Raw genomic sequence first — 22,765 nt, 5'->3', positions numbered from 1 at the left:
TTGCCATGTGTAAAACCGAAGAAGTCAACCCTCAGCACTGGCTCAAGTACGTCTTCGACAATGTCATGGACACCAACATCCAGAAAATACACGAACTCCTGCCCAAAAATTATAAACAATCTCTAGCAAAAAATCACACTACATAAAGACGCAGTTGCCCGGGTGGATACAGTTTGGTAGGCTAGTAGTTCCAAATAGGCATCCTTCACACCCGGATAAATGGTCTCTTGATCTTCGACAAATAGGGAGGTGTAGTATTGGGCTAAACCCTCTACAATATTCGAATCAGTTTTGCTCATCTCATCCCATTGGTAGCCATCAGTATCAAACCCAATATGGTGGTAAGCATGGGCCAACTCGTGGGCTAATACTACCACAATCAGATGCTCAAGCGAGATGCGATGGATTTGTGAAAAAATGATCAAGGGGACGTAGTACAATTCGATTCTGCTATCCTTGAAATAATATGCCCCAAGTACGTCCTTGGATTTACCCATCTCAGTAAAGAGCAAGGAATGAAGCTTCTTAAGGTTATAGCGATCAAGGTATTTGGAGCAATAGTCTACTAATTGCTGAAAGGGAAGACCGATTTCCCCTATTTGAAAATAGGGATCCGAATGGATTAGCGCATCGTGAAGTGACCTGATCTTTGTGTATTCCATAAAGTCAAGCTCAGGAAAATGCTCATCAATCAACTTGATAAACTGATTTTCCTCGTCTGGCAAAAAGCGAATCTGAATTGTCATCCCTCTTCCAATGCTTGAATTTCGGGATAGTTTCAGTCCGGTTGCATCTCTGTGGAACTCTCGGATGGAGTGATTCCACTTCGTCTTGGCCAGTTCGAAAATCTCTTGGTATTCTTTTTCAAATTCTCGAATTATAGCGTTGACGCTTTTGTTTTTAGGTTCGTAGTGATATTGGTCAAAAAGTTCAGGCATAGGTTTATATCAGTTTTGTTCCATCAGGTAAGTACAAATCATCCATCCAATTTGAGGATGCTGTCAAACTATGGCGACCAATAAAGTCTGAATAATTTTTCTGCATTTCTTTTTTTTGACTACTTGAAAGAGGCCAAGTAGTTACATTTCCATTCGATTCTGTTTTTTCACATTCAAAAATTTTTGCTTCGAAAGTTGAAAGGAAAATCGCACCTGAAGGATAAATTAGCTTGTAAAGGCTATCAATAAGCACATATTTCCCAACAAGAACATCTCCAGCTGAATTACTTTTTTTTAAATGGATTTCTTCTCCACCCGCGACAATTACTTCAAGGATATTTTCTTTTTGTAGCCTCTCAATAGCTTCAATAACCTGAATCACCCTTTTTATTTCACTTTTATACCTCTCTACACCAACATCCGCGTGACTTAGCGGATTAAGCAAAATTCGTAAGTACTTTTTAAGCTCGAGGTATAATGGCGGAACTGTCCCAAACCTTGGCCAAAACACATTTATGACATTTTCCAGAATATTCTGGAATGGCATTTTATTGTTACTTCTATCACTGCTTTCTTTGTCTTTCCAACAATATTGTGGGAAATAATTAGCGAATATTTCTTCTGAATATTTTCTCAGATAATTGGCCGAAGCTGGATAATCATGTTGTTTATAGTGTTTAACCGCTATTGCCAAGTCGTTTTGTTCGTAGAAAACCTTGGGCTTTTCAAAACTGCTTGGATCTGTTTCGTCAACATCATCAGCATACATTTCGATCAGTTTCCATGTTTCTTTCTTGAATTGGGGAAGATTCGAAATGTCGTTTTTTATGAATGTGAACAAGGAACGATCATGAGTAAGTATAAAAGTCTGATGGCCTTTGTCTCGATTGGAAACAACTGGTTCTGATTCATCATGGAACCACGCGTACTCATCTAAAATCAATCTGACAATTTTATCCCGATTGGACATGTCCAAACTAATCATCAAATCATCGAGAACGAGGATCTTGACTGGTGCATCCTGAACCCTCTGCTCTAAAATCGCCAGTCTAATTGCCAAGGCTACAGCGGATAACCTTGCTTCATTTAAAAAAGATTGGGGTCTAATGACTGGGCCTGTTCCATTGAAATCATCGATAATTAAGCGAATAGCTATTTCCGGCTTAAAGTAATTTGCTTCAGAAAGTCGGTAATCCTCCTTGTTCTCTATTTCAAGATGAAAAGTGATGTTGAATTTTAGTTTATCCTGAATAATAGGATTCACTCTTAGGTTAATGTTTTGAATAAGGGCATTTAGGTCTTGCTGAAACCGATCAACTAACCCAGAGAATTCATTAAATGCATCCCGATGTGCAGCCCTTTGAGGAAATCCTAAATCACCATTTTTCTTTGGATAAATTTTGTCCGGTCCATTTTTTACAATTTTATAAATCGAACCAGCATTTCGAAGTTGAATAACATCTCCAGTATTATTATGCCAATTAGTAGGAGTAAACTGAACATATCCGAACACCGCGTCCTCAAAAAGCGGAAATAAATCAATCGTTTCTGTGTGTTTTACAGAATGGGTGCGTTGGAGAAGTCGGTAATTTAGAAAATCACTAGCAAGCAAACTTAATCCAGCATCTGGATTAGAATTAATAGAGGTGTCTCCATGACTTACCTCTAACTCAGAATTATCATCTAAAACAATTTTGATGAAGCTATTATCAACTCCCTCACTATCCACTTCTGCATAGATATTTACCAAACTATTTGGATTTAGTTTGTTGAAGTACTTTTTGATTTGTTCGGGATCAGATTTTTGAGAGCTCTCTAAAAGCGTATACAGCGCCCAGTAGAAAGAGGATTTCCCAGATCCATTTTCACCGTAAAGCAAAATATTCTTGCCCTCAATTTTGATCGGTTCTGATTCAGGAAAAAATTTAAAATTATTGATGTGAACCTCTTTAATCCTTTTCATAACTACCTAGTTGCAGCATTGATCCTTGCTATCGTTTCACTTCTGACGCTAGACACCAAAATCCTATTCCGGATGGGATTGTCCTTTTGCTGGAGCTCATAATAGACCTTTTGGACAAGGGTTTTTGGATCTTCAGATTGAGTAATATCCGGGAAACTCTTATTACGAATTAGTTCCAAAACATCGATGCCCTTTGATTTCATTTCTTCTTCGAAATACAGTTCGTAAACCATCAAATCGATGATCTCCTCGAAAAAGCCCGAAACATGCTCATTGGTAACATATTGAAAAAGCTGTTCTTTCGATTTTCGGATAAACAAAATGTAATCCACGATAAGATTGAACTTGGCTTCAACCTCATCGGTGGGATAGTAAACCAATAACGGTTCTAATGCTTGCACGCTAATAATTTGGTCGCCTGTGCCCGTTTGAGGCGAAGTTTTAAACAATTGATATAGACCAGCTTTTGAGTTAAGAACAGCTGTTAAAAATTTAATCTTCTCGCCCGTTGCAATACAAGTACTATCCAAACAGTACATTTCCACGTCGGAGTAGGCAAATCGCATTATAGATCCTATCCTTTTCCAAATAACTTTTTCTTTCCGAAACTCCTCTTGGAATGCGATAGGATCTTGAGTTTCAAACCATTTATTGACTGTTTTCTTTCTGGTTTTTTCTACTTCTCCCTCTTTGTTTATAAACTCTTCACCCGTTTGATTCAACTTTGGGAGATATCCTTCCAAATACCTTTTAACACTTGGGTAGTCTTCTATTTCAAGATTCTTAGCAGGGAAAGTTGAAATGATAAAATCATTCGTCCATTCTGCATAGTATCGTTCGATTTCTCTTCCTTTGAGAATTGGCCTAATCAACTCATCAGCTTTAGGATCTTCTGAAACAAGTTCATCTCTTGTTTCTTGCGGAATTATAAAAGCATCATTGAATCCAGTTTTGATTCCAAAATTGATTTTGATATCCCAGTCTTTAAGTGGTTTTCCAAAATTCTCAAATGCTTTACTGATTTGTAAATCGGCTTCATCCAATACCACCCAAGCATCCTCATTTACATCCTGCATCGGAATCAGTTCTTCCTCTCTCAGGTAAGAAATGTCTGTTCTGCTGTCAATAGCTATCCCTTTCACTGAATTGGCAAAAGGTTCTTTCTTACCTACGTAGATATTGGTATCTACCGTAGCGCTATGAAAAATTCCGGGGCCAAGGTTGATGATTTTTTGGGTATTGACCGTTGTGAAGTAATTTCTTAAAGACCTTCCGTACCCTCCTCTCATCCATTTGTTGGAGGTGATATAGGTTAAAACTCCACAGGGTTTCAATAGATTAAAGCCCTTTTCGTAAAACAGGCAATAGATATCCCCTGTACGGGCAAATGTCTCAAACCCTACTTCTTGAAGCACATCGGTATAAGTTCCCATTTTTTGCAATTGGATATAAGGAGGGTTACCGATCATCACATCAAAACCGCCTTTCTGCATGACATCCATGAAAAACAAATGCCACAAGAAATAAGGACGTTCGTCCGTATTTTCAAAATTTAAAAGTTTTCGTCTGGCCTCATTTCGGTTTTCCAATTGGGCTTTTCTGGAATTTATTTCTTTTACTTCTTTATACTTGATTAATCCGTTCTTTCTTTGAACTTCATTTAGTCCCTCCAACTTTTTGTTTAATTGCTTTTCATACGTAGCTATTTCAATCAATAACTTGTTTTCAAAGAATTCAAGGGATTTATCGATATGATCCACCACAATCCTATCAATCTGCTTGTGGATGTCGTTTTTCACATCCTTATCTTCAATTCTGAAATAGGATTCCATCAATGATTTGATGTCATCCTTTTTCTCCTTTGAAAAACCATAGTTTGCTTTTGGCTCTTCAAACATGGAGGACTGATAAACCTGAACGGTCGGTTCGGCGAAAATTGCCGTCTTACTTAGATCTATCCCGACATATTGTTCTAGAAGGCTATCTCCTTGCATGATTTTGTAATCCAAGTTTGGCAATGGATGAGGGTTTTCTTCCTCAACCACCAAGGCTAGCCAAAATCGAAGTTGGGCAATGTCAACCGCACCTTTTTCTAAATCCACTCCATAGATGGAGTTTTGGATGATGTTCTTTTTGACCTCAGCCGGGTTGAATGGCTGTGTCGTTTTGAGATAGGGGTAGATAAACCGCTTGGCTTCAAATATCTCTTGAAGCATACCAATTGGAAATGCACCAGACCCAATAGCTGGATCACAGACTTTGATCTCATCGAGTTTTCGATTGAGTAATTGCGCGTTTTCTCGCTCTGCCAAAAAGGGAGATACTGTATGAACTCGAACAAATTGCTCGATATCTTTCTGCTCCTGGAAAGTATTCATTAAATATTGAATCAGACTTTCCTTGCACATGTATTGGACGATCTCCTTGGGGGTATAGAAGGCGCCTTTCTCCCGGTAATCCTCCAGTAGGTTTTCAAAAATGTGTCCCAACATCTCTGGGTCTATCCCCACTTCATGATCATCAGGACTGTTTTCATCAATCGTAAAATTATACTGATCAAAAAACTCCAAGAGCTCTCTAAAAAAGTCAGGAGGAAAATCAATTTTAAGGGTCGTTTTATTCTTTTCTGGTTCAAATAGTCCTCCATTCAGATAAGGAACCCGCGAACCATTTAACTTTCCAGTTAACCCTTCGATAAAGAATAAGTCATTATCCGATTTGGTGTTCAAGGTCTCAAAAAACAGCCTTGTCAAACACTTGCTATGAAAAAGGGCCTTGGGTTCATAGGTTTCGTAGAGACTTTGCATAAACCGTGGATCTCCACCGGTCCATGATTCGGTATCTGAAGGACAGCCCATCCATCCTTTTTTCTGTAAAAAATGAAGGAATACGATTCTGCCAAGTAGCTTTTTGGCAAAGTCACGAATCGGTTTTTCTTGCTTTTCTTTGGTATCCTTCTCCGCATCGATCAACCGCTCTCTAAAAGGATTTTCCTCATGGGCCAAATGTTTCCAAAACTTCTCGTAATGAGCTTTATAGGATTTGAAGAAATCCTTGTTGAGGGCTTCGACTGAGAAAACCTCTTTCAAATCAGCTAAGGTGATTTCTCCTTTTTCCCGTTTATCAGCCAAGACCAACATCCTCTTGGCAGCAGTGGTGCAGGCTTCATTTGCCCCTAGTAGATAAGTGTAGCGTTTAGGTTTGGTTTCACCCTTGATCAATTGTCCAGTTTCAGGGTTAAGGCTAGATTCTTTAGAAATGAAGGTAAATCGATAATCCTCTTGATTTCTATTGTAGAAGAAAGTTAGGGCTCCATGAATAATATTTTGGTCAATATGCTTTGCAGCAATTTCCCTCAAACCTTGTCTATTTCTAACAATGTTAACATTGTCAGATACTTCTACTGCAAAAATTCCAAGTTTCTTACCGTCATCCAATCGGACTGATCCAATCTCTTTTCCATCTACCACCTTATCCATTTCCATAAATGGATTGTCAGGTGAACTGTAGTATTCTGTTTTTTTAAAAAATAGGCTTAATACTCTTTTCCATGGCTCAGGAAGGTATTTCCCGTCCACCAATTCAAACTTTTTTTTGAGTATCTCTTTTAATTCCTTTTCCTTCATGGCTTATTTCGAAAAACTCTCGGTAATGATAATTTCCGGATTGACTGTTTTGATTCTAACCGGCTTCGGGTTGATTTCTTTTTCTTCCTCCTCTTTTAAGAGAGGATAGGATCTGAGAATTTCAATGACTTTTTCCAGAATGATTGCCTGCTTTAGCGGGAATTTTTTAAGGTTTCTTTGAAACTTATTAATATCCCGTTGGAGATTTTGAAATCTTCCTTGTCTTAGTGCCTCTTTGGCTTTTAAAATCAACTTCCTTTCCTCCTCATTGACCAAAGGCAAGTTAATTATTGCATCCAAATAGGCATTGGCCCTCTTTTCATTAGGCCCTTGAGTCACATCCACTTTTTTGTCCCTTGCCTTTTCTTTTTCCAAAAGATCTGAGAAAAGTAAGATTCCGGTTTGAACTTGCTCATGATGACTGGAGTGTAGGGGAATGGAATTTTCGGAAATCTCCGCTTCAAAGATTTTAACCGTTTCCAAAAAGGTCAATTCCTCTGTTTCTCCATTATCCTTTACTAAAATAAAAGCATCCCGCTTTTGATCTTTGATGTAGCAGATGGTAGCCTGATTCAAGTCTTCTTTTTTACGACCCACCCGAGCACGAAGCGGCATATTCTTGACTTGCTTGAAGACTCCCGGAGTTTTTTCCTTGATATCCCTTATCATCATCAAGTAAGCTAGTTTCTCATCCTTCTCCTCTTCCAATTCCTTGTCAAATAGGCCAAAAGTCTCCGTTTCCTCATCCGGCGAATAGATCTGACTGTCTTCACCAAGTGCAGCATGAAAGGACTGGAGCTTCATGATTGCCTTCTTTGTAAGATCAATGTCATTATTGACTTTGGCTGTAGGGTAAAAGTTATAAACAAATACTTCATCTGCGGTCGATCCTATTCGGTTCACCCTACCGATTCGCTGCATCAGTCGAGTTGAGTTCCAAGGTGTATCGTAATTCACAATAACATTAGAACGATGTAGGTTAACGCCCTCGGCTAGGACCTCAGTGGTTAGAATAATATTGAATTCATTTTCTTGAACGCCCGGATAATTAGCATCAAAGTTTCGTCGAACTATAGGCATCTTATCCTTTCTGGATTTACTATCCACGGCTAGGATTTTCCAAGGTAAATGAGTCCTTAGCTCTCTTTCTAAGTAGGATGTGGTTTCCTTACTTTCCGAAAACACCACCAATTTGGATTCAGGATTTGTGGATTTTTCAAGTAGTATAGTTTTCAAGTACTGAATAAATATCTCAAGCTTGGGGTCTTCAGTTACCTTTTCCCAAGCCTCAGAAAGCTTGGTAAGTAAATCCAAATCATGCTTCAAACCAGGGAAAAAATCATACTCAAAATCATCAGGTTCGCAGATATCAATAGTGGGATCTTCGATCGACTTTTCGAGAACCAAATCCAATAATTCCTCCTCGTTTCCATCATTGATCATTTCTGAAACCGGAAGGTTGGGAGCAATGAAAATCCGACCGTTTTCAAACATAGTTACCATCGCCTCTGTGGCTTTGGTAAATCTGAACAAAGACTGCTTGAAAGCGAAAAAGCTACTGTCAATTCGCTTCACGAGCATAGTTTTCATAATTTTAGCCAATTGGGCCGAAATCATGTCTGCTTGTTTGTATTTAGCCTTTTTATGAGGTTTTAAGAATCCAATTGCTCGGTATCGGTTGTATTTTAAACCTTGGGTTTCGTGGCTGAGAACGAAAATTGTCTGATCATAAAGTTCTTCCAAGGAAGGATCTAACTGATATAGAATTTTTTTCGGCTGACGGACGATTGGAAACTTTATTCCCTGATTATCCAAATCTTTTGAATATTGCTTGTGCTCTCTTAGGTCGGTTCTGGTTCTTCTGACAATTAGTGGTTCAATAACCTTGGTTCTTATTTTCTCATAGACTCGTTTTACACCTTCCTGAACCTTGGTGATGTCATTTTCCTGTTTGAGTTTTTTATAGGCATCAATCTGCTGTCTAAAGAAGTGCTGAAGGTTGCCAACTTCCAAGGTTGACTCTTTGCTGTCTTGGAATAGATAAACTTGATTCGCAATATCCTCAGGTTTATTGTTCAATGGCGTAGCTGAGACCAAGACCACTCTTTTGGGAACTCTGGAATTGTCTGGTAGAAATCTTCGAGTTGGAGTTTTGCAAATCTTTTGAAGCTCATTATACATCTCAGCTGTATCTGACCGAAACTTATGAGCTTCATCAACGATGATTAGATCGTAGACCGTGGCATCATTGATTTTGTGAAGACTTCCATTGGTGATAATTCTCACATTATCCAGATGGAATTTCTCGATTGTCTCGACCCAGTTGTCTTTTAGTGCAGGAGGCACAATGATTAGTGTTCTGGACCTGTATTCTGGAAACCCATTGGAATAAAAGTACTTTTTAGCGATTAGGGTGGAAACGATCGTTTTTCCCAAACCCACCACATCAGCCAAAAAGAATCCATTGTGCTTCATCATTTTGGCAAAGCCGTCATTCACCGCATCCACTTGGTAGGATAGTCTCTTGAAGCCTTTTGGCAAATCAGAAATGGAATTGGGATCGAACTCTATGCTTTTACCGAAATATTCGATTAGGAACTTCAAGTAAACTTCGTAAGGAGTATAATTATCATTTAGATAGGTTTCTTTTTGAAGCTTTTCGATACTATTCATATCGACTGGAACAGACTCTTCCCAAAGCTTTTCAAAAGTTTCCGTGGCAAAATCGATATCTGAATTATCTCTTAATTCGACATTGAATTCAAAATTCTTGGAAAGTCCAGCATCGGTGAGATTGCTCGATCCGGTAATCACCGAACCATATCCATGGTTATGTTTTTCCTTTTCTCTGAAGATGTAGATTTTGGCGTGGATATTCTGCTTTGGGTGAATCTTGATTTTGACTTTTCTGGTGGTAATATCTTTGATGAGTTGGATCATTCCATCCTCGACAGATTTATCGTATTCGGCCTCTTGAATGTTCTTTTTTATCTCATTGAAAAATTCGTCTTGAGCTTTTTCTGCATCCCCATCAAAAAGAATCCCTTGTTGATGGGCTTGGTAAACCAATGAGTCAATATTGATACCGACCAAGATTCTGATTTCCTCAGCCTTTTCAACAAACTTTCGGATTTGGAAATAGCCAGAAGCGCGAAAATACCCCACCAAAGCATCCAAAAAATGAATCTGTTTGTGCTTAAATATCCCTTCAATTTTACTCAGAAGGGTGTTTTGGTCTTCATTGGTGAAAAATTTTGTACTCATCTAAAGGGTATGTGGGCTGGATTGACAAAGGTCTTCAAAGATGGTGAACATCTTTAAAAATCTATTGATGTGAATAAGAACTTAAGATAAGACAAACGAAATATTAGAAAAAAATCTCAGTCATTAATTGGCAAGTTTTATCTATTTATCTCTCGAGGGAATTTATCATTGAGTTTGAAAATTGAACATTGAATTTGCCCATTGATCATTTACCCTACCCTTATCCCCCACTTCCCCAACAATCCTGGCAAGCCTTCCAAGTCAAATCTCGCTCCTTTGACTTTGTTGAATTCGGGGTCGATTTGGTAGTGGATAGCTTCTCGGAAGTCGGCCTTTTCCAGATTAGTTCGGTCGAAGACAGCGCCGCTAAGGTCCGAAACCTGAAAGCTCGCTTCCCGAAGCTCTGCTTGGGAAAAGTCCACCTCGAGCAGGCGGCTGTTGGTGAAGCGGGATTTTTTCAGTTTGAGATTAAAGAAGTTGCAGTAGTCCAGCTGACAGTGGTCAAAAGTAAACTCCATCAAAAAGGGATTGGCTGTATTGAAGTGCACCCCGAGGATTTTGCAGCGCTCGAATCGGACTTTCTGAAAAGAAACACCGGAAACCTTGGCATTGCTCAGGTCACAATCCTTGAAAGTGCAATTTTCGAAGCTTGATCCATGAAAGTTCAAATTGGAAAAGTTGCAAGCGGTAAACGTGCAAGAATCGTATTCTCCGATTTTAAAGTCAGAAGGATTTAGGTTTTGGAAGGTGTGGTCGGAGTGGTAGGTCATAATTGAATAGGAAGGTTTCGGTCTGTGAGGACACAGGCCTAGGGTGAAGAAAAAAAAGCGATTTCGTTACAAACAGTTCAAAGTTCGATGTTCAAAGTTTTAAAATTCGGAACGCAGAACATTGAACTCTGAACAAATGAACGCCGAACCCTAGAGCCCTGCCAAATCCCACTTTCGTATCGTCTCCTGAATCAACTTTAGCACTTTTGCATTGACCTTTTCAAAGTATTCCTTGGCCTGTTTTTCATCAAAATTGGGATAGCCCTGACCCCCTTGATACAAGCCGATGGAGGAAGGGAAGGGAACTGCTGACCAAGTATTGGGCTTGGGGTAGGCAGTGGCTTGATCCGCATTATACCGCTCCTTATGTACCAAAGTGGGATCAATCGCCTGGATATAGGCCGTTTCATTTAATCCGGCATGTCCTCCGTCTTCCTTGAATACTTCCAAAGTCACATCTGAGGCATACGACCACCAGTTGATCACTAGGGTCCGAATTCCGAGTTCATTCGCTACTTCCGCGGCCACTCTCTGCAAAACGGCGGTTTGACCGCCACCGTGGCCGTTGAGAATGATGATGTTTTTAAACTGGTTTTTGGCCAATCCTTTCAAAATATCCCGAATAAATGGGGCATAGGCCTCTTCGCTGATTTGAAAAGCTCCGGGATAGGCAGCCATCGAACCGGTAATTCCATAGTTCAGCGTGGGTGCGATCATCGCATTCAGCTCCTCGGCGATGGCTTTTGCCATGGCAAAAGGAGCGGTATTGTCAGCCCCATTATTGATCACGCCATGAGGCTCGAGTGTACCGGTCGGGAGGAGGACGGTATTGATTTTTTCCGGGACAAATTCTGCAAACTCCATCCAGTTGATCCTGTCCATTTCCCGGGTGGAAGGGGATTGGGCAAATGTTGAAGAAAGCCAAAAGAGAAAAAAAACAGTGAATAGGGTTTTCATTGGGTTTTGAGTTTTGCCATGAATTTACCCGATTGCTGTCAAACTTCCTTAATCCGGTTCAAAAGCTGCAATATCTGATTTTAAGGCATTGATCTCATTTTTGGCCGTATTCCATCTTTTCCAAGCCCAAAACCCACCACCACCTCCAAGAAGAGTGAAAATAATCCCAGCACCTCCCAAAAGTCCGGCTATCAGGAATATCCCGGATACCAGCATCAGACCTAATTGCATCCACCATTTGATAAAGTATTTTCTCAACAAGTCTTCCCGATAAAATTCCTCCTCGGTACTGTGATTTTTCACTGCAAAATAATTTCCGGTGGAGTCTCCGGATTTGATTCCCCAAAATACGGTCAGTTGATTTCCTTTTCTGGCTGCCAAATGAAAGTCCTGAAGTTGGAAGGATTTTTCCTTTCCTTCTTTGTTGATCAGGAAAAGTTGGTCATGAATGATCGTTCTTGAGGTGATTGTCACGGGTGCAGTGCCACCCGTACCCTGATAGGTAGCTCCTCCGCCACCGCCTCCCGATACCTTAGTCTCCATGTTTTTTCCGGATTCTTCCACGACTCCACTGAAAGAGTGTAGGTTAAAGGCGACTTGATGGGAAGGAGTGTACGTTTTCATGCGTGTGGTTTTAGGGAAAAGCTAATCGAGTCCCGTTGCCAATACAATACCTACTTATTTTTTGCGCGCAAGCGGAGATTAAGCGTCGATTTTGCTTTATTTTTCGCATTTGGAAATCTTCGACCATGGTCTGGTTCCTCACAGACCGAGGTGGCTAGAAGTAAAATGGTTGATTTTGTTTTGTAGGAACCCGCCAGCGGATTAGCAGGCATAGACAGAGGGGATTGGATTTGTTTGGGTCAGTGATGAGTTTGGTTTTCTAACCCATTACAAGGATCGATTTTGAATTGGAATAGTTGATTTCGGTCTGTGAGGACACAGACCGAGGTGAGGGAGAGTATCCCATAATTTGGATTACAAAAACCGAAAACTTACACCCTTGTGATACTTTCGTGATGTTTAGCTTGTACTTTTCCATTCTATTGATTCGACTATGAAGAAGATTTTGGTAGTGGAAGATGACCCAAACATCAATCAGCTTCTCCAGCTACACCTTCAGGATGAAGGGTATGAAGTGGAGATTTGCGATCATGGGGGAAAAGGCTTCGAGCGTGCCAGTAAACAGGATTTGGACTTGATTGTCCTGGATGTAATGCTTCCTGAAATGAATGGAATCCAGATTTGCCAGCGACTTCGGGCTTTGGAGATCTTCACCCCAATCCTGATGCTCACTGCGAAAACCGAAGAAATCGACAAAGTCATCGGCCTCGAATCCGGAGCGGATGATTACCTCACCAAGCCTTTTAAAATCCGGGAATTTTTAGCCAGGGTAAAGGCCATTCTCCGGAGGCAGGAACTTCATCTTTTGACTTTGAAAAAAGAAAAAAAATGGATCAGTCATGGACATCTGGAGATTGATATCGAAAAGAGGAAGGTGCAATTTGAGGGAAAAAGAGTGGAATTGACCCCAAAAGAATTTGACCTGCTTCATCTCATGGCCAAAAGTCCGGGGCGCAGCTATTCCCGGGCACAATTGCTGGAGCTCATCTGGGGCTATGATTTCAGCGGCTATGAGCACACGGTCAATGCCCATATCAACCGCCTGCGCTCCAAAATCGAATCCGATCCCAACAACCCCACCTACATTCTCACCACTTGGGGTGTAGGCTATCGCTTTAACGACGAACTTTAACCCGAACCGATTATGAAAAGCCTATACTGGAGAATATCCCTTTCCTTCATAATTGTATTGCTGCTGGTGGGGACTTCTTATATTTTTATTACTGCCAAAAACGCCCAACGCTATTTTCAGGAGACCACCCAAAAGCTCAATGCTGAAGTTGCCTCCTATTTGATCAAAGAGGTGAATCCTTTTCAGGATGGGAAAGTGGATGAAGAAGCCTTGGGGATCATCATGCACTCCATGATGGCTGTCAATCCCGGCATTGAGGTCTACCTGCTCAATCCCGAGGGCGAAATTCTTTCCTATGTAGTTTTGGACCAATTGGTCAAGCTCAAATCCGTGGATATTGATCCTGTTCGCAAGTTTGTGGAGCAGGAGGGAAGCGAGTTTATTTTGGGTGATGATCCTCGAAATCCGGGTTCTACTTCTGTTTTTTCGGTAGCTCCTGTATATGAAAATGACCGCTTGCTCGGCTATGTCTACATCACCTTGGAAAGCGAAAAGTTTGATGCCATCAGCGCGGATTTGTTGGGTTCTTATTGGCTGGGTTTGACTTTCAATTCGATCCTGATCACCCTGATTGTTGGGCTTTTGATCGGATTGGTATTGATTGCCTGGCTGACCAGGCACCTGAACAAAGTCGTGGTGGCCGTAGAAGAATTCAAAGAAGGCAATCTCCTCGCTCGGGTTCCTGAGTCCGACTCCCAATCTGACTTGGCCCTTTTGGGCAAAACCTTCAATTCCATGGCAGATACCATTTTGAAGAATATCGATGAGCTGAAGAATGTGGATTCGTTGCGAAGAGAGCTAATCGCCAATGTGTCCCACGACCTTCGCAATCCCCTAGCCATCATCAATGGCTATGTTGAGACTTTGCAAATTCGTGATGAGAAGCTGACTACAGAGGAAAAAAGAAAGTATTACAAAATCATCCTCAATTCGGTGGATAAGCTCACCAAGCTGGTTACAGACCTGTTTGACTTGTCCAAGCTGGAATCCGGCCAAATGCAGGTAAGGAAAGAAAAGCTGAAAATCCAGGAATTACTCTACGATTCCAGCCTGAAATATGAGTTGTTGGCCAAAGCAAAGGACATCGAAATCTCCTCCACCATTTGCCCACAGCTTCCTCCTGTACATGCAGACCTTTACCTTTTGGATCGGGTGATTCAAAATCTCCTGGACAACGCCGTCAAATACACACCCGAACACGGGGAAATCGAGCTGGAAGCTTGCGCTGTGCCGGGAGGTGTCAAAGTTCGGGTGAAAAACTCCGGAGAGGGGATTCCCAAGGAGGATTTGGATTCGATTTTTGATCGGTACTACAAGGTAGAAAAGGATTCCAAAGGCATCGAAGGTTCCGGACTTGGACTGGCCATCGTGAAGAAAATCTTGGAAATTCACGATGCTAAGATCGGGATCAGTTCTGACTCAAAGACCTATACCGAGTTTGAGTTTGTACTTCCTGTTTAAGGTTTCTTTGTGATTTAGGATTAATGTTTCATTTTCCTTGACTATCTGAAAAAATGAGGCATAAAAAAGGGGCTTTTTCAAAAGCTAAGTGTATTTCCTTAAGTCTTAAATATTCTTCGAACATTCAAAAAGAAAATGACTGGTCATTCGCTTTGAGTAGTATCCTTGTCACCTTGAGCGGAGTCGAAAGGTCCTCGACTCCGCTCGGACTGACTAAATTTCCGGCCTTTAATAACAATCCGTAATAGGTAACAAAGTCGAAGGATCAGGCTGACAAAGAAACGATTTATTTAACGGCTTCCTTTTTTTGAACCAAATCTTATCTGAGAACTAGTTCAAAGGAGCGAATCCAAAGGGAATTCCAGCAGCTCCGCACCAGATGATTCCGTGGGTAAATTTGTCGTCAGGTTTGGAAGGAAGTGCAAAGAAATGCTCACCCGCTTTTCCTACTACAGAAACCAATTGGAAAGAACCCTGAGAGTTGAGATTCAAAGCCTGACCTGTCGAAAGGTAGACGGTCACCGTACCTGTGCTGAACTTGGTAGTAAAGCTGTCCGATAGTCGGACAAAGTATCGGTTTTGTTGGTCCTTGACGATATCCACCATCCCTCGGGTATTGGTGGAGCTTTGAGCGGTGAGGTTTCCTCCTCTGATCACCTGAACGGTTCCGCTTACTTCCTGACTGTTGTCGGGAATAGAGGGGTCGGTATCGGTAGCGGAATCACTTCCGCAGGAACTCAAAATGAAGGAAAGAAGCAATCCTGTAATTAAAGTGTAGGTTTTCATGGTATAGATAGTTTGTTGATAGTTTAGATTTAAAGGCTGTCCAGATTCCGAAAGAGAATCCGGCCCCGGCTGTAATTGATTTTATTTTGTGACTTTAGACTGGATAGGACCATGGTTACGGTCTGTCTGCTGGTATCCGTGAGCATGGCTATCTCTTCATGGGTCAGGGGAAGCTTGAGGAGCGTCTCATCTCCAAACTTTTTCCCCAAGCGATATCCCAAATCTTTGATGACTTGGATGATCCGCTCCTCGGCCCCGATGTAGAGCATGCGTTCAAGTCGTTTCCGGACGGAAAATATTTCCTCTTGGAGCGTTCTGAGAATCCGATCAAGCTTATGAGAAGGATCTTCCTCCCAGCTGATCATTTCTATCCAGGTATTGTCCTCCAGGGCATAGGCGGAGTAGGAGGATTTTTGACAACCTTCTTCTTCATAGAATTCTCCCAAAAACTCTCCCTGATTTTTGATGGAGAGCAGTCTGGAAGTTCCTTTATCCTGATTTCGAACCGTCTTGACCAATCCGGATTTGATCAGAAAATACCCCCCGAATAGTTCGTCTTGGGTCAGGATGCGTTCCCCTTTTCCGAATTTCAGAAGAGAAGGAAACTCTTTGGGGAGGGTTTGATGGCAAGAGTTATTCATTTGTTTTTCTTTTGGATTGATAAAAGACTCCCAGGGAAAAGGTGCCTGCCGAATAGAGGTTTTTCCTCGAAAAGAGAAAATCCGCATAGTTCCGATAGTTGAAAGAAAGGTGGAAGTTTTTGTAGACCGGTACCGATGCACCAAAGCTGTAGCTGGTGAATTCGGTGCCGTCTCCCCGGACAAAATCCGTGACCACCCGCACATCATCCACGGAGGAAAGCCCTTGAAGTCGGCCATTGACCCAGACTTTGCCAGCAATCTGATAGCCTAATTCTACGCCTAGGGCTATCTGATCCGAAAAGCTGATGTCCTCGTATTGCGTCCGGTAATTGTAGGAGCCGAAAATACTTCCATACAGGGGTGCATTGGGCAGGGCAAAGGAAGTAGAGAGCGTAGTCCATACATTGAACTCCCCGTCACCGGAAGGAAGGTTGATCGATTCGAAGTCGTTTTGTGTACTTTGGGCAAAGTTGTTGGCTCTCCCGATGGGGATCTCAGGAGCCACAGAGATGGCCAAAGGCAGGTATTTTTTGAGAATGGCATGCTTGAATTCCAATCGCAAATCTCCCAATCCATTCACTGTCTCAGTGGTACTGAACCCATTCCATACCTGTAGAGGCAGATTGGCGATCAGCGTAAATCGGTCCGTCACTCCATATTCTCCATAGAATACAAGAGAATTTTGGGTAAAAGCATTGGTGTTTAGCAATTCTCCTTCAAGAGTATAGTAATCCGAGGAGCTGAAGCGGTTAAAGCTTAACTGATAAAATCCCTCTCCCTTTTCCTTGGTCCAACCGCTTTGGGCATAGGAAAAGGTAGAAACTAAAGTAAAACCTACTCCGACCAAAAGGGATCGGAATAGGTTGTGTTGATAGGTACGCATGGCTTAGTTGAGAGGAGCAAAGCCAAATGGAACTCCGACCGAGCCGCACCAAAGGATCACATGGGTGTATTTGGCAGTAGAAGCGCCGGTGGGAATGGCAAAGAAGTTTTCACCTGCATTCCTCACCGGACCCAGGGGAAGCAAGTTGGGATTTCCGTTGGCGGGGTCCGCCATAAATTCCATAGAAGTGGAGAGGAACACAGTGACTGTTCCCGTGGCCAGGGCCGTGTTAAATGCCCCGTCAAATCTCAGGAATTCTTTGCCTTGAGTATCGGTACCCAATCCGGCCATTCCTCTTGATCCAGCTCCGTTTTGATCAGTAAAACTTCCGGACCTGAGAATATTCAGTGCTCCGGTTGGGCGGGTGGGATCGATGACTACCGGGTCTTTTTCTTTGTCATCTGAGCAGGATACCAAGCCTAAAAAGGCGATGTAAAAGATAAACAGTACTTTTTTCATGGTTTTATCGGTTTTGATTTGAGTCAAAATTGCCCGAAGAGTATCACGAAAAAGTCACGGAAGTTTAAAGCTTTTTGATTGGGGAGAAATGTCAGTGCAATACTGCTTAATTAACTCGTAGTCTTCGATTACACCGCTTTTTTCTCCATGGGGAAAAAGACAATTTTATTATTCTCTCCAAATCTGATTCATTTTTTGGTTGGGTTGTTCCGGATTTTTTAAAAAAAATGCCCATTCGATTTGGATTAATATTTTGCTTTTGTAGTTTAGTGTCATAATACACTATGACACTATCAAAAATGGAGAAAGTAGTAATTGAAAAAATGGATTTTTCCTATCCCAAGAAAGCCCTACTGTTTGAGGGATTGGATTTGGAATTGTCCAGGGGAAAGGTGGTCGGTCTCCTCGGAAAGAATGGGGCGGGGAAGTCGACCCTTATGCGCTTGATGGCAGGATTGCTAAAGCCTACAAAAGGAGTTGTGCTTTGTGATGGGGAGATGGCTTTTGATCGTGAGCCTCATTTTTTGGACCAACTGATGTTCATTCCTGAACAGATTGCACTCCCGGACCACCTGAAAGTGGGGGAGTATGCCAAGGTCTATCGGGATTTCTATTTAGGATTTGATGAGATCAGGATACAGCATCTCCTTTCAGATTTTCAACTGGGACTCAAAGAGCGGGTTTCCAACCTTTCCTATGGTCAGCAAAAGAAACTGCAAATTGCCATTGGTCTGAGTACAAGGGCCAAGTTGATTCTTTTGGACGAGCCGACCAATGGCTTGGATATTCCCTCAAAAACGGCCTTTCGCAAACTGATTTCAGCAAATATTCAGGAGGATCAACTTGTGGTGATTTCCACTCACCAAATCAAAGACATTGATCATCTGATCGATCAGGTGGTGATTTTGGAAGAGGGGAAAATCAAGTTACAAGCAGACCTTGATGCGCTGGAAGAAGCCTTTGTTTTTGGTCAAGGGGCGGTGGCACCCCTGGATGCAATATACACCGAGACTCATCTTTTGGGTGCCAGATATATCGCCAAATCGCAGGGAGAAAGCGAGGGAAGTCCCGATTTGGAAATGCTTTTTCAGGCGGTGATGGAAGGGAGAATCCAAGGTCAGTATTTGTCAACATCAAATCCAGTAATGCAATGAGCCCATTTTCAATATCCAGAATCGGAAAGTTGATGCAGATGGAGTTCCTTCTGTACCGCAAATTTTACTCAATATTGGCAATAGGCACCTTCCTATTTACGCTGGTAGGAATGTTGGTGATTTGGTATCAGTACTTTGAAGGCATTCAAGATGTCAGCTCACACTTAGATGGTACAGCCCCTACCCAATGGGTTTGGGAAAAGGATGCGTATTATGGTGTATTTCTGACATTTAAAGTACTGGTTTGGTTTTTGGTAATCGCCCAGAGCTTCAAAGCATTAAGAACGCGTTCTTCCGCAGAGTTTTTCTTGCTCCTCCCGGCTTCGGTTTTGGAGAAGCTGGTTGGCCAAGTAGTCTTTTTAATCGGATTGGCTGAGTTGGTTCTTCCTTTTCTATTTTGGCTGGCTGTTCGGGCTGCTCATTGGATTTGGGTGGGGATGATCGCAAAGATCAAGGGAATTGAAGGCAGTATAGATGTCTCGATTTTCGATTTGACTTTTTTTCTTCCCAATATTCAAGATCAAAATTGGAGTATTTCTTTTTTTCTGTACGGGATTCTTTTGCTAGTCACTTCCTGGTTTTTCCTAGGCAGCCTGTATTTCGGCAAGTGGAATGTCGTTTTATCTCCGCTTACCATGTTTTTGACTTATGCGGTTCTGGCCGGATCCTCGATCGCTTTATCCCGTGTCTTATTCTTTAGAGAAGAAGAAGCATGGAGGTTTCAAATCAATGTGGATCAGCCTGAGATATTCCCTGATGTGCCGCTGATTATGCTGGTGCTGATCTTTCTACTATATGCTGGTTCTTTATTGAGCTATGTGATTGCCTATTTCAAACTTAAGGAAAGGGAGGTGTAGGATGGAGTTTGGCGATCATAAAACCATCTTTCTCCAGATCCGGGACTGGCTTGTGGATCAGATTCTTACGGGCAAGCTTGTTCCCGGAGACCGGATTCCCTCTGTCCGTGAGCTTGCCGCTGATATTGAGGTCAACCGCAACACCGTCATGCGGAGCTATTCGCTGATGGAGCAGGAGGGAATCATTGACAATCGGCGCGGTATTGGCTTTTTTGTCTCCGAACAGGCTCGGCAGCGCTTAGCTACTGACGAAAAGGCCCAATTCATCGAAGAAGAATTACCCAAAATCATCCATCAGGCCAAGGTGCTCCGATTGACTTTGGCCGATTTTCAACCCTTAATCCAACAACTCCATGAAAATGAAAACCAGCAATAAAATTCTGTTCTCCTTTCTTCTCTTTGCGTGGGTGAGTATTATGGCCACCTTGCTTGTTTCTTTTCGATACTCTGAGTTGAGAGGATTGTCAATGATTGAAAAAATGGAGACCAAAACCTGGGAGATTGCCGGTGAATTTTCAGTGGTCTCTATCAGCGACTCTTGGGTCACCTTTCTAGACGGGAGTGCAAAAGGTCAAATCAAGTACCTCAAGGTGTTGACTTCGCATAACAGGGATGTGGACTTTGGTGATCCTGATCCATTTTCACAGGAGGTCAGAAACGATACCTTGTTTATCAAGGGAATGAGGCAAAAACCAAACGGGAATTTTTCGATTCAGGTAGCTGGCATCAAGTCCATCATTATGGATCAGGTGACTGAAGTTCGCTTGAGAAAAATGGCCCTAGACTCCCTCAAAGTGATTTCTACAGCAGGAGAACTAGTCATGGAGAAAGATCATGGGGTGAAACACTTGGATTTTGAAGGTAAAAATGAATCAAGTCTTCTCATAGAAGGTATCGAATCCCTGAACCTTCTTCTTGATCAAAGCAAGGCTGATCTTCAACTTTACCTCGGAGGCATCAGTGGACAGGTGATCAACAGGTCCGAAGTGACCCTTCCTTCCCAATCCGGTGCAATGAACCTGTCCAAAGACAAGACTTCAAAGATTCTAGTGGAGGACGAAATGTGATTATTCTCGATCGTAATCGAAAAATTATATGTTTATTTTCGGTTGCGATCGAGAGATTGCTCTTCTTGGGCTTTTTTTCTTATTTCGGCTTTCAGATTATCTGCACCTTGATCAGACCAATTCTTTTGGCTCAGATTTCAATTCCTTCAAAAAATTAGGGCAAAAGTCATAGCCATTTTCCCATGCGATTCCCCCTCCCGGCTCGATAAATACCTTTTCAAATTTGGATTGGTCCAATAGTTCCGCGGTAAAGCCCTTGCCTAAAAAAGGCCGGAGATTAACCGTTTTCTCTTCCCCATCTTTAAATCTTAACCATATATGATGGTCCTTTAAGGCTTGAATTTTTATTACTTCATTCATCTTTTTAGTCTAAAGGTTCAATTCGTTCAAGTGGTGCTGGAATCTGAGATTTTCTCCAATTTTCTAGAAGCCTATCCCGATGAAGAGATGCCCACTCCAATACCAAAACGTGAGCACGGTTTGGTAGATTCCCTGCTAATACTTCTAATGTTTTGATATCGTATTCGGCTTTCATACCCTGATATTCCGCATGGAAATGCGGAGGATTATGATCCTGAAAATACATTCGAATGATAATTCCGTAAAATCTTGATATTTCTGGCATTGCTATAAAGATACATTCTTGAGTGGAAATAAAGCTATCGCTTTTTTGATAAACTATTCAAATTCAGCTTTCTGGCTTCATCCTTCTGACTTCATCGCTGCCTACTGCGACTGCTTACTGATCAGCTTTCTCACACCTCCATCCCATTAAAGGGATTAAACCGCCGCCTTCCTACGCCCATGGCTATGGCCCGGCAGACGGTTTTATCCCCGTACTTCACGTTGAGCTTGTCGAGGGCCTGATAGAGGTTGATCTGCTCTTGGGTGTCTTCGAAGAGGCTGATCTGGTAATTTCCATAGACCAGGCTGCTGAAGCGCACGCCGATGAGGCGGATCAGGAGACGGCGACTGTAGAGCTTGCGAAACAGCTGCTTCACCACAGGCAGGAGGGTATGGTCGGCCGAGGTGTAGGGGATGCGTTGCTGCATGGTATGGGTCTCAAAGTCCGAGTAGCGGATTTTCACGCTCACACAGGCGGTGAGTTGGCCTTTTTGCCGGAGCTTGGAGGCGAGCTGCTCGCACATGGCGATCATCGTGGCTTCGAGTAGCTTGATGTCGATGGTGTCCTCTTCGAAGGTGTTTTCGGAGGAGATCGACTTGGCCTCAGAGTAGGGGACCACCGGGGAGCGATCGATGCCGTTGGCCTTTTCCCAGATCATCTTCCCGTTTTTGCCGAAAGTCGCCTCGAGGAGTTGGGAGGGCATCTGCTGCAGCGTATGGACTTTTTTGACTCCCATGTTGTAGAGCGTTTGGGAGGTTTTCTCGCCGATCATGGGGATTTTGCGTACGGATAGTGGCGCGAGAAAGGGTTTTTCCTCACCCAAAGGCACCTGCTTTTCGTTGTTGGGCTTGGCCTCGCCGGTGGCGACTTTGGATACGGTTTTGTTTTCGGATAGGCCCATGGAGATATTCAATCCACTCTCGCGGATGATGCGCTGCCGGAGTTCGTGGGCGAGCTTGAAGCAGCCAAAGAAGCGGTCCATGCCTGTGAGGTCGATGTAAAACTCGTCGATGGAGGATTTCTCAAAGAGCGGGACAGACTCCTTGATGATCTCTGTGACCTCGTGGGATTTTTGGCTGTATTTCTCAAAATCCCCCCGCACGATCACTGCCTCAGGGCAGAGTTGACGCGCAGTCCGCATGGGCATGGCCGAGTGCACCCCAAATTTTCGCGCCTCGTAGCTGCAGGAGGCCACGACTCCCCGGTCACTCGAACCCCCGATCAGGATGGGTTTACCAAGGAGCCGGCTGTCAAAAAGCCGCTCCACCGACACAAAAAACGTGTCCAAATCCATATGCACAATGCTTCGCTTCCCTTCCATGGCCTTTTGTTAATTTTATTGACATTTTAATGTTTATAATTTAATCAAAAAGGATAAATTTGAGTTAAGAAAGTGGCGGAAGATGTCAGAGTTAAAAAAGATATGCTTCGCGAGATAGGGAGATACGCTGCGCGAGATAGGATCTATCTGACACAGTTATATCTTAAAAATAGCTGCGTAGCTATCTTGAAGAAATTAAAGATATGCTTCGCGAGATAGGGAGATATGCGATGCGAG

At 42.5% G+C, this 22,765-nt stretch carries 21 protein-coding genes; 7 read left to right on the top strand and 14 right to left on the bottom strand.

Features of this window, described 5'->3' with window-relative positions:
* The first annotated feature begins 5 nt into the window (after positions 1 to 5).
* A complete protein-coding gene (locus AAA943_RS21090; protein ID WP_338225323.1) occupies positions 6 to 146 on the top strand; it encodes a transposase domain-containing protein in 141 nt (46 codons plus the stop codon).
* Here the strand turns inward: AAA943_RS21090 and AAA943_RS21085 are convergent.
* From AAA943_RS21085 to AAA943_RS21055, 7 genes are all read right to left on the bottom strand, one after another.
* Positions 123 to 938: a hypothetical protein gene (locus AAA943_RS21085; protein WP_338226377.1), complete on the bottom strand. Its 816-nt coding sequence runs from the start codon at positions 936 to 938 to the stop codon at positions 123 to 125. The two genes, AAA943_RS21090 and AAA943_RS21085, sit on opposite strands and share 24 nt — an antisense overlap.
* A 4-nt stretch (positions 939 to 942) precedes the next feature.
* Complete coding sequence (locus AAA943_RS21080; protein ID WP_338226375.1) at positions 943 to 2,901, bottom strand: AAA family ATPase; 1,959 nt, start codon at positions 2,899 to 2,901, stop codon at positions 943 to 945.
* A gap of 2 nt (positions 2,902 to 2,903) precedes the next feature.
* Complete coding sequence (locus AAA943_RS21075; protein ID WP_338226374.1) at positions 2,904 to 6,527, bottom strand: Eco57I restriction-modification methylase domain-containing protein; 3,624 nt, start codon at positions 6,525 to 6,527, stop codon at positions 2,904 to 2,906.
* Positions 6,528 to 6,530: 3 nt separating this feature from the next.
* Positions 6,531 to 9,791: a helicase-related protein gene (locus tag AAA943_RS21070; protein ID WP_338226372.1), complete on the bottom strand. Its 3,261-nt coding sequence runs from the start codon at positions 9,789 to 9,791 to the stop codon at positions 6,531 to 6,533.
* Positions 9,792 to 10,000: 209 nt separating this feature from the next.
* Positions 10,001 to 10,561 carry a pentapeptide repeat-containing protein gene (locus tag AAA943_RS21065; RefSeq protein ID WP_338226371.1) on the bottom strand — a complete coding sequence of 187 codons (561 nt, stop codon included), beginning with the start codon at positions 10,559 to 10,561 and terminating at the stop codon, positions 10,001 to 10,003.
* Between the two features lie 150 nt (positions 10,562 to 10,711).
* Positions 10,712 to 11,518 (bottom strand): creatininase family protein, encoded by an 807-nt coding sequence (locus tag AAA943_RS21060; protein ID WP_338226369.1) that lies wholly within the window; start codon positions 11,516 to 11,518, stop codon positions 10,712 to 10,714.
* A gap of 48 nt (positions 11,519 to 11,566) precedes the next feature.
* A complete protein-coding gene (locus AAA943_RS21055; protein ID WP_338226368.1) occupies positions 11,567 to 12,142 on the bottom strand; it encodes a hypothetical protein in 576 nt (191 codons plus the stop codon).
* 433 nt (positions 12,143 to 12,575) lie between these two features.
* Here AAA943_RS21055 and AAA943_RS21050 point away from each other — a divergent pair, with 433 nt between their 5' ends.
* Entirely contained in the window at positions 12,576 to 13,274 is a 699-nt protein-coding gene (locus AAA943_RS21050) for a response regulator (protein ID WP_338226367.1), read from the top strand.
* Positions 13,275 to 13,286: 12 nt separating this feature from the next.
* Positions 13,287 to 14,735 carry a sensor histidine kinase gene (locus tag AAA943_RS21045; RefSeq protein WP_338226366.1) on the top strand — a complete coding sequence of 483 codons (1,449 nt, stop codon included), beginning with the start codon at positions 13,287 to 13,289 and terminating at the stop codon, positions 14,733 to 14,735.
* A gap of 330 nt (positions 14,736 to 15,065) precedes the next feature.
* Here the strand turns inward: AAA943_RS21045 and AAA943_RS21040 are convergent, their stop codons facing one another.
* The 4 genes from AAA943_RS21040 to AAA943_RS21025 are packed head-to-tail and all read right to left on the bottom strand — an operon-like array spanning position 15,066 to position 17,504.
* Positions 15,066 to 15,521: a hypothetical protein gene (locus tag AAA943_RS21040; RefSeq protein WP_338226364.1), complete on the bottom strand. Its 456-nt coding sequence runs from the start codon at positions 15,519 to 15,521 to the stop codon at positions 15,066 to 15,068.
* A gap of 29 nt (positions 15,522 to 15,550) precedes the next feature.
* Positions 15,551 to 16,162, bottom strand: coding sequence for a Crp/Fnr family transcriptional regulator (locus AAA943_RS21035; protein WP_338226363.1), 612 nt, complete (start codon positions 16,160 to 16,162; stop codon positions 15,551 to 15,553).
* The gene (locus tag AAA943_RS21030) at positions 16,155 to 17,045 is read right to left on the bottom strand and encodes a hypothetical protein (protein WP_338226362.1); all 891 of its coding nucleotides are present in this window, start codon (positions 17,043 to 17,045) and stop codon (positions 16,155 to 16,157) included. Before AAA943_RS21030 ends, AAA943_RS21035 begins: the two co-directional genes overlap by 8 nt.
* A 3-nt stretch (positions 17,046 to 17,048) precedes the next feature.
* Complete coding sequence (locus AAA943_RS21025; RefSeq protein ID WP_338219350.1) at positions 17,049 to 17,504, bottom strand: DM13 domain-containing protein; 456 nt, start codon at positions 17,502 to 17,504, stop codon at positions 17,049 to 17,051.
* Positions 17,505 to 17,803: 299 nt separating this feature from the next.
* Between AAA943_RS21025 and AAA943_RS21020 the strand changes: the two genes are divergently transcribed.
* The 4 genes from AAA943_RS21020 to AAA943_RS21005 are packed head-to-tail and all read left to right on the top strand — an operon-like array spanning position 17,804 to position 20,582.
* Positions 17,804 to 18,658 carry an ABC transporter ATP-binding protein gene (locus AAA943_RS21020; RefSeq protein WP_338226361.1) on the top strand — a complete coding sequence of 285 codons (855 nt, stop codon included), beginning with the start codon at positions 17,804 to 17,806 and terminating at the stop codon, positions 18,656 to 18,658.
* Positions 18,655 to 19,515 carry a hypothetical protein gene (locus tag AAA943_RS21015; protein WP_338226360.1) on the top strand — a complete coding sequence of 287 codons (861 nt, stop codon included), beginning with the start codon at positions 18,655 to 18,657 and terminating at the stop codon, positions 19,513 to 19,515. Before AAA943_RS21020 ends, AAA943_RS21015 begins: the two co-directional genes overlap by 4 nt.
* 1 nt (position 19,516) lies before the next feature.
* Positions 19,517 to 19,891: a GntR family transcriptional regulator gene (locus AAA943_RS21010; protein WP_338226359.1), complete on the top strand. Its 375-nt coding sequence runs from the start codon at positions 19,517 to 19,519 to the stop codon at positions 19,889 to 19,891.
* The gene (locus AAA943_RS21005; RefSeq protein WP_338226358.1) at positions 19,875 to 20,582 is read left to right on the top strand and encodes a hypothetical protein; all 708 of its coding nucleotides are present in this window, start codon (positions 19,875 to 19,877) and stop codon (positions 20,580 to 20,582) included. The genes AAA943_RS21010 and AAA943_RS21005 overlap by 17 nt, the downstream gene beginning before the upstream one ends.
* A gap of 111 nt (positions 20,583 to 20,693) precedes the next feature.
* Here the strand turns inward: AAA943_RS21005 and AAA943_RS21000 are convergent, their stop codons facing one another.
* The 3 genes from AAA943_RS21000 to dinB form a co-directional block, all read right to left on the bottom strand.
* Positions 20,694 to 20,942: a DUF2442 domain-containing protein gene (locus AAA943_RS21000; protein WP_338226357.1), complete on the bottom strand. Its 249-nt coding sequence runs from the start codon at positions 20,940 to 20,942 to the stop codon at positions 20,694 to 20,696.
* 4 nt (positions 20,943 to 20,946) lie between these two features.
* Positions 20,947 to 21,207: a DUF4160 domain-containing protein gene (locus AAA943_RS20995; protein ID WP_338219348.1), complete on the bottom strand. Its 261-nt coding sequence runs from the start codon at positions 21,205 to 21,207 to the stop codon at positions 20,947 to 20,949.
* 130 nt (positions 21,208 to 21,337) lie between these two features.
* Entirely contained in the window at positions 21,338 to 22,528 is a 1,191-nt protein-coding gene (gene dinB / locus AAA943_RS20990; protein WP_338226356.1) for a DNA polymerase IV, read from the bottom strand.
* Positions 22,529 to 22,765 lie beyond the last annotated feature (237 nt).

The sequence above is a fragment of the Algoriphagus confluentis genome, assembly GCF_036245625.1.
Taxonomy (GTDB): Bacteria; Bacteroidota; Bacteroidia; order Cytophagales; family Cyclobacteriaceae; genus Algoriphagus; species Algoriphagus confluentis.
Note: the sequence above shows the minus strand (reverse complement) of the source record. Positions and strands in the feature narration are given on the sequence as shown.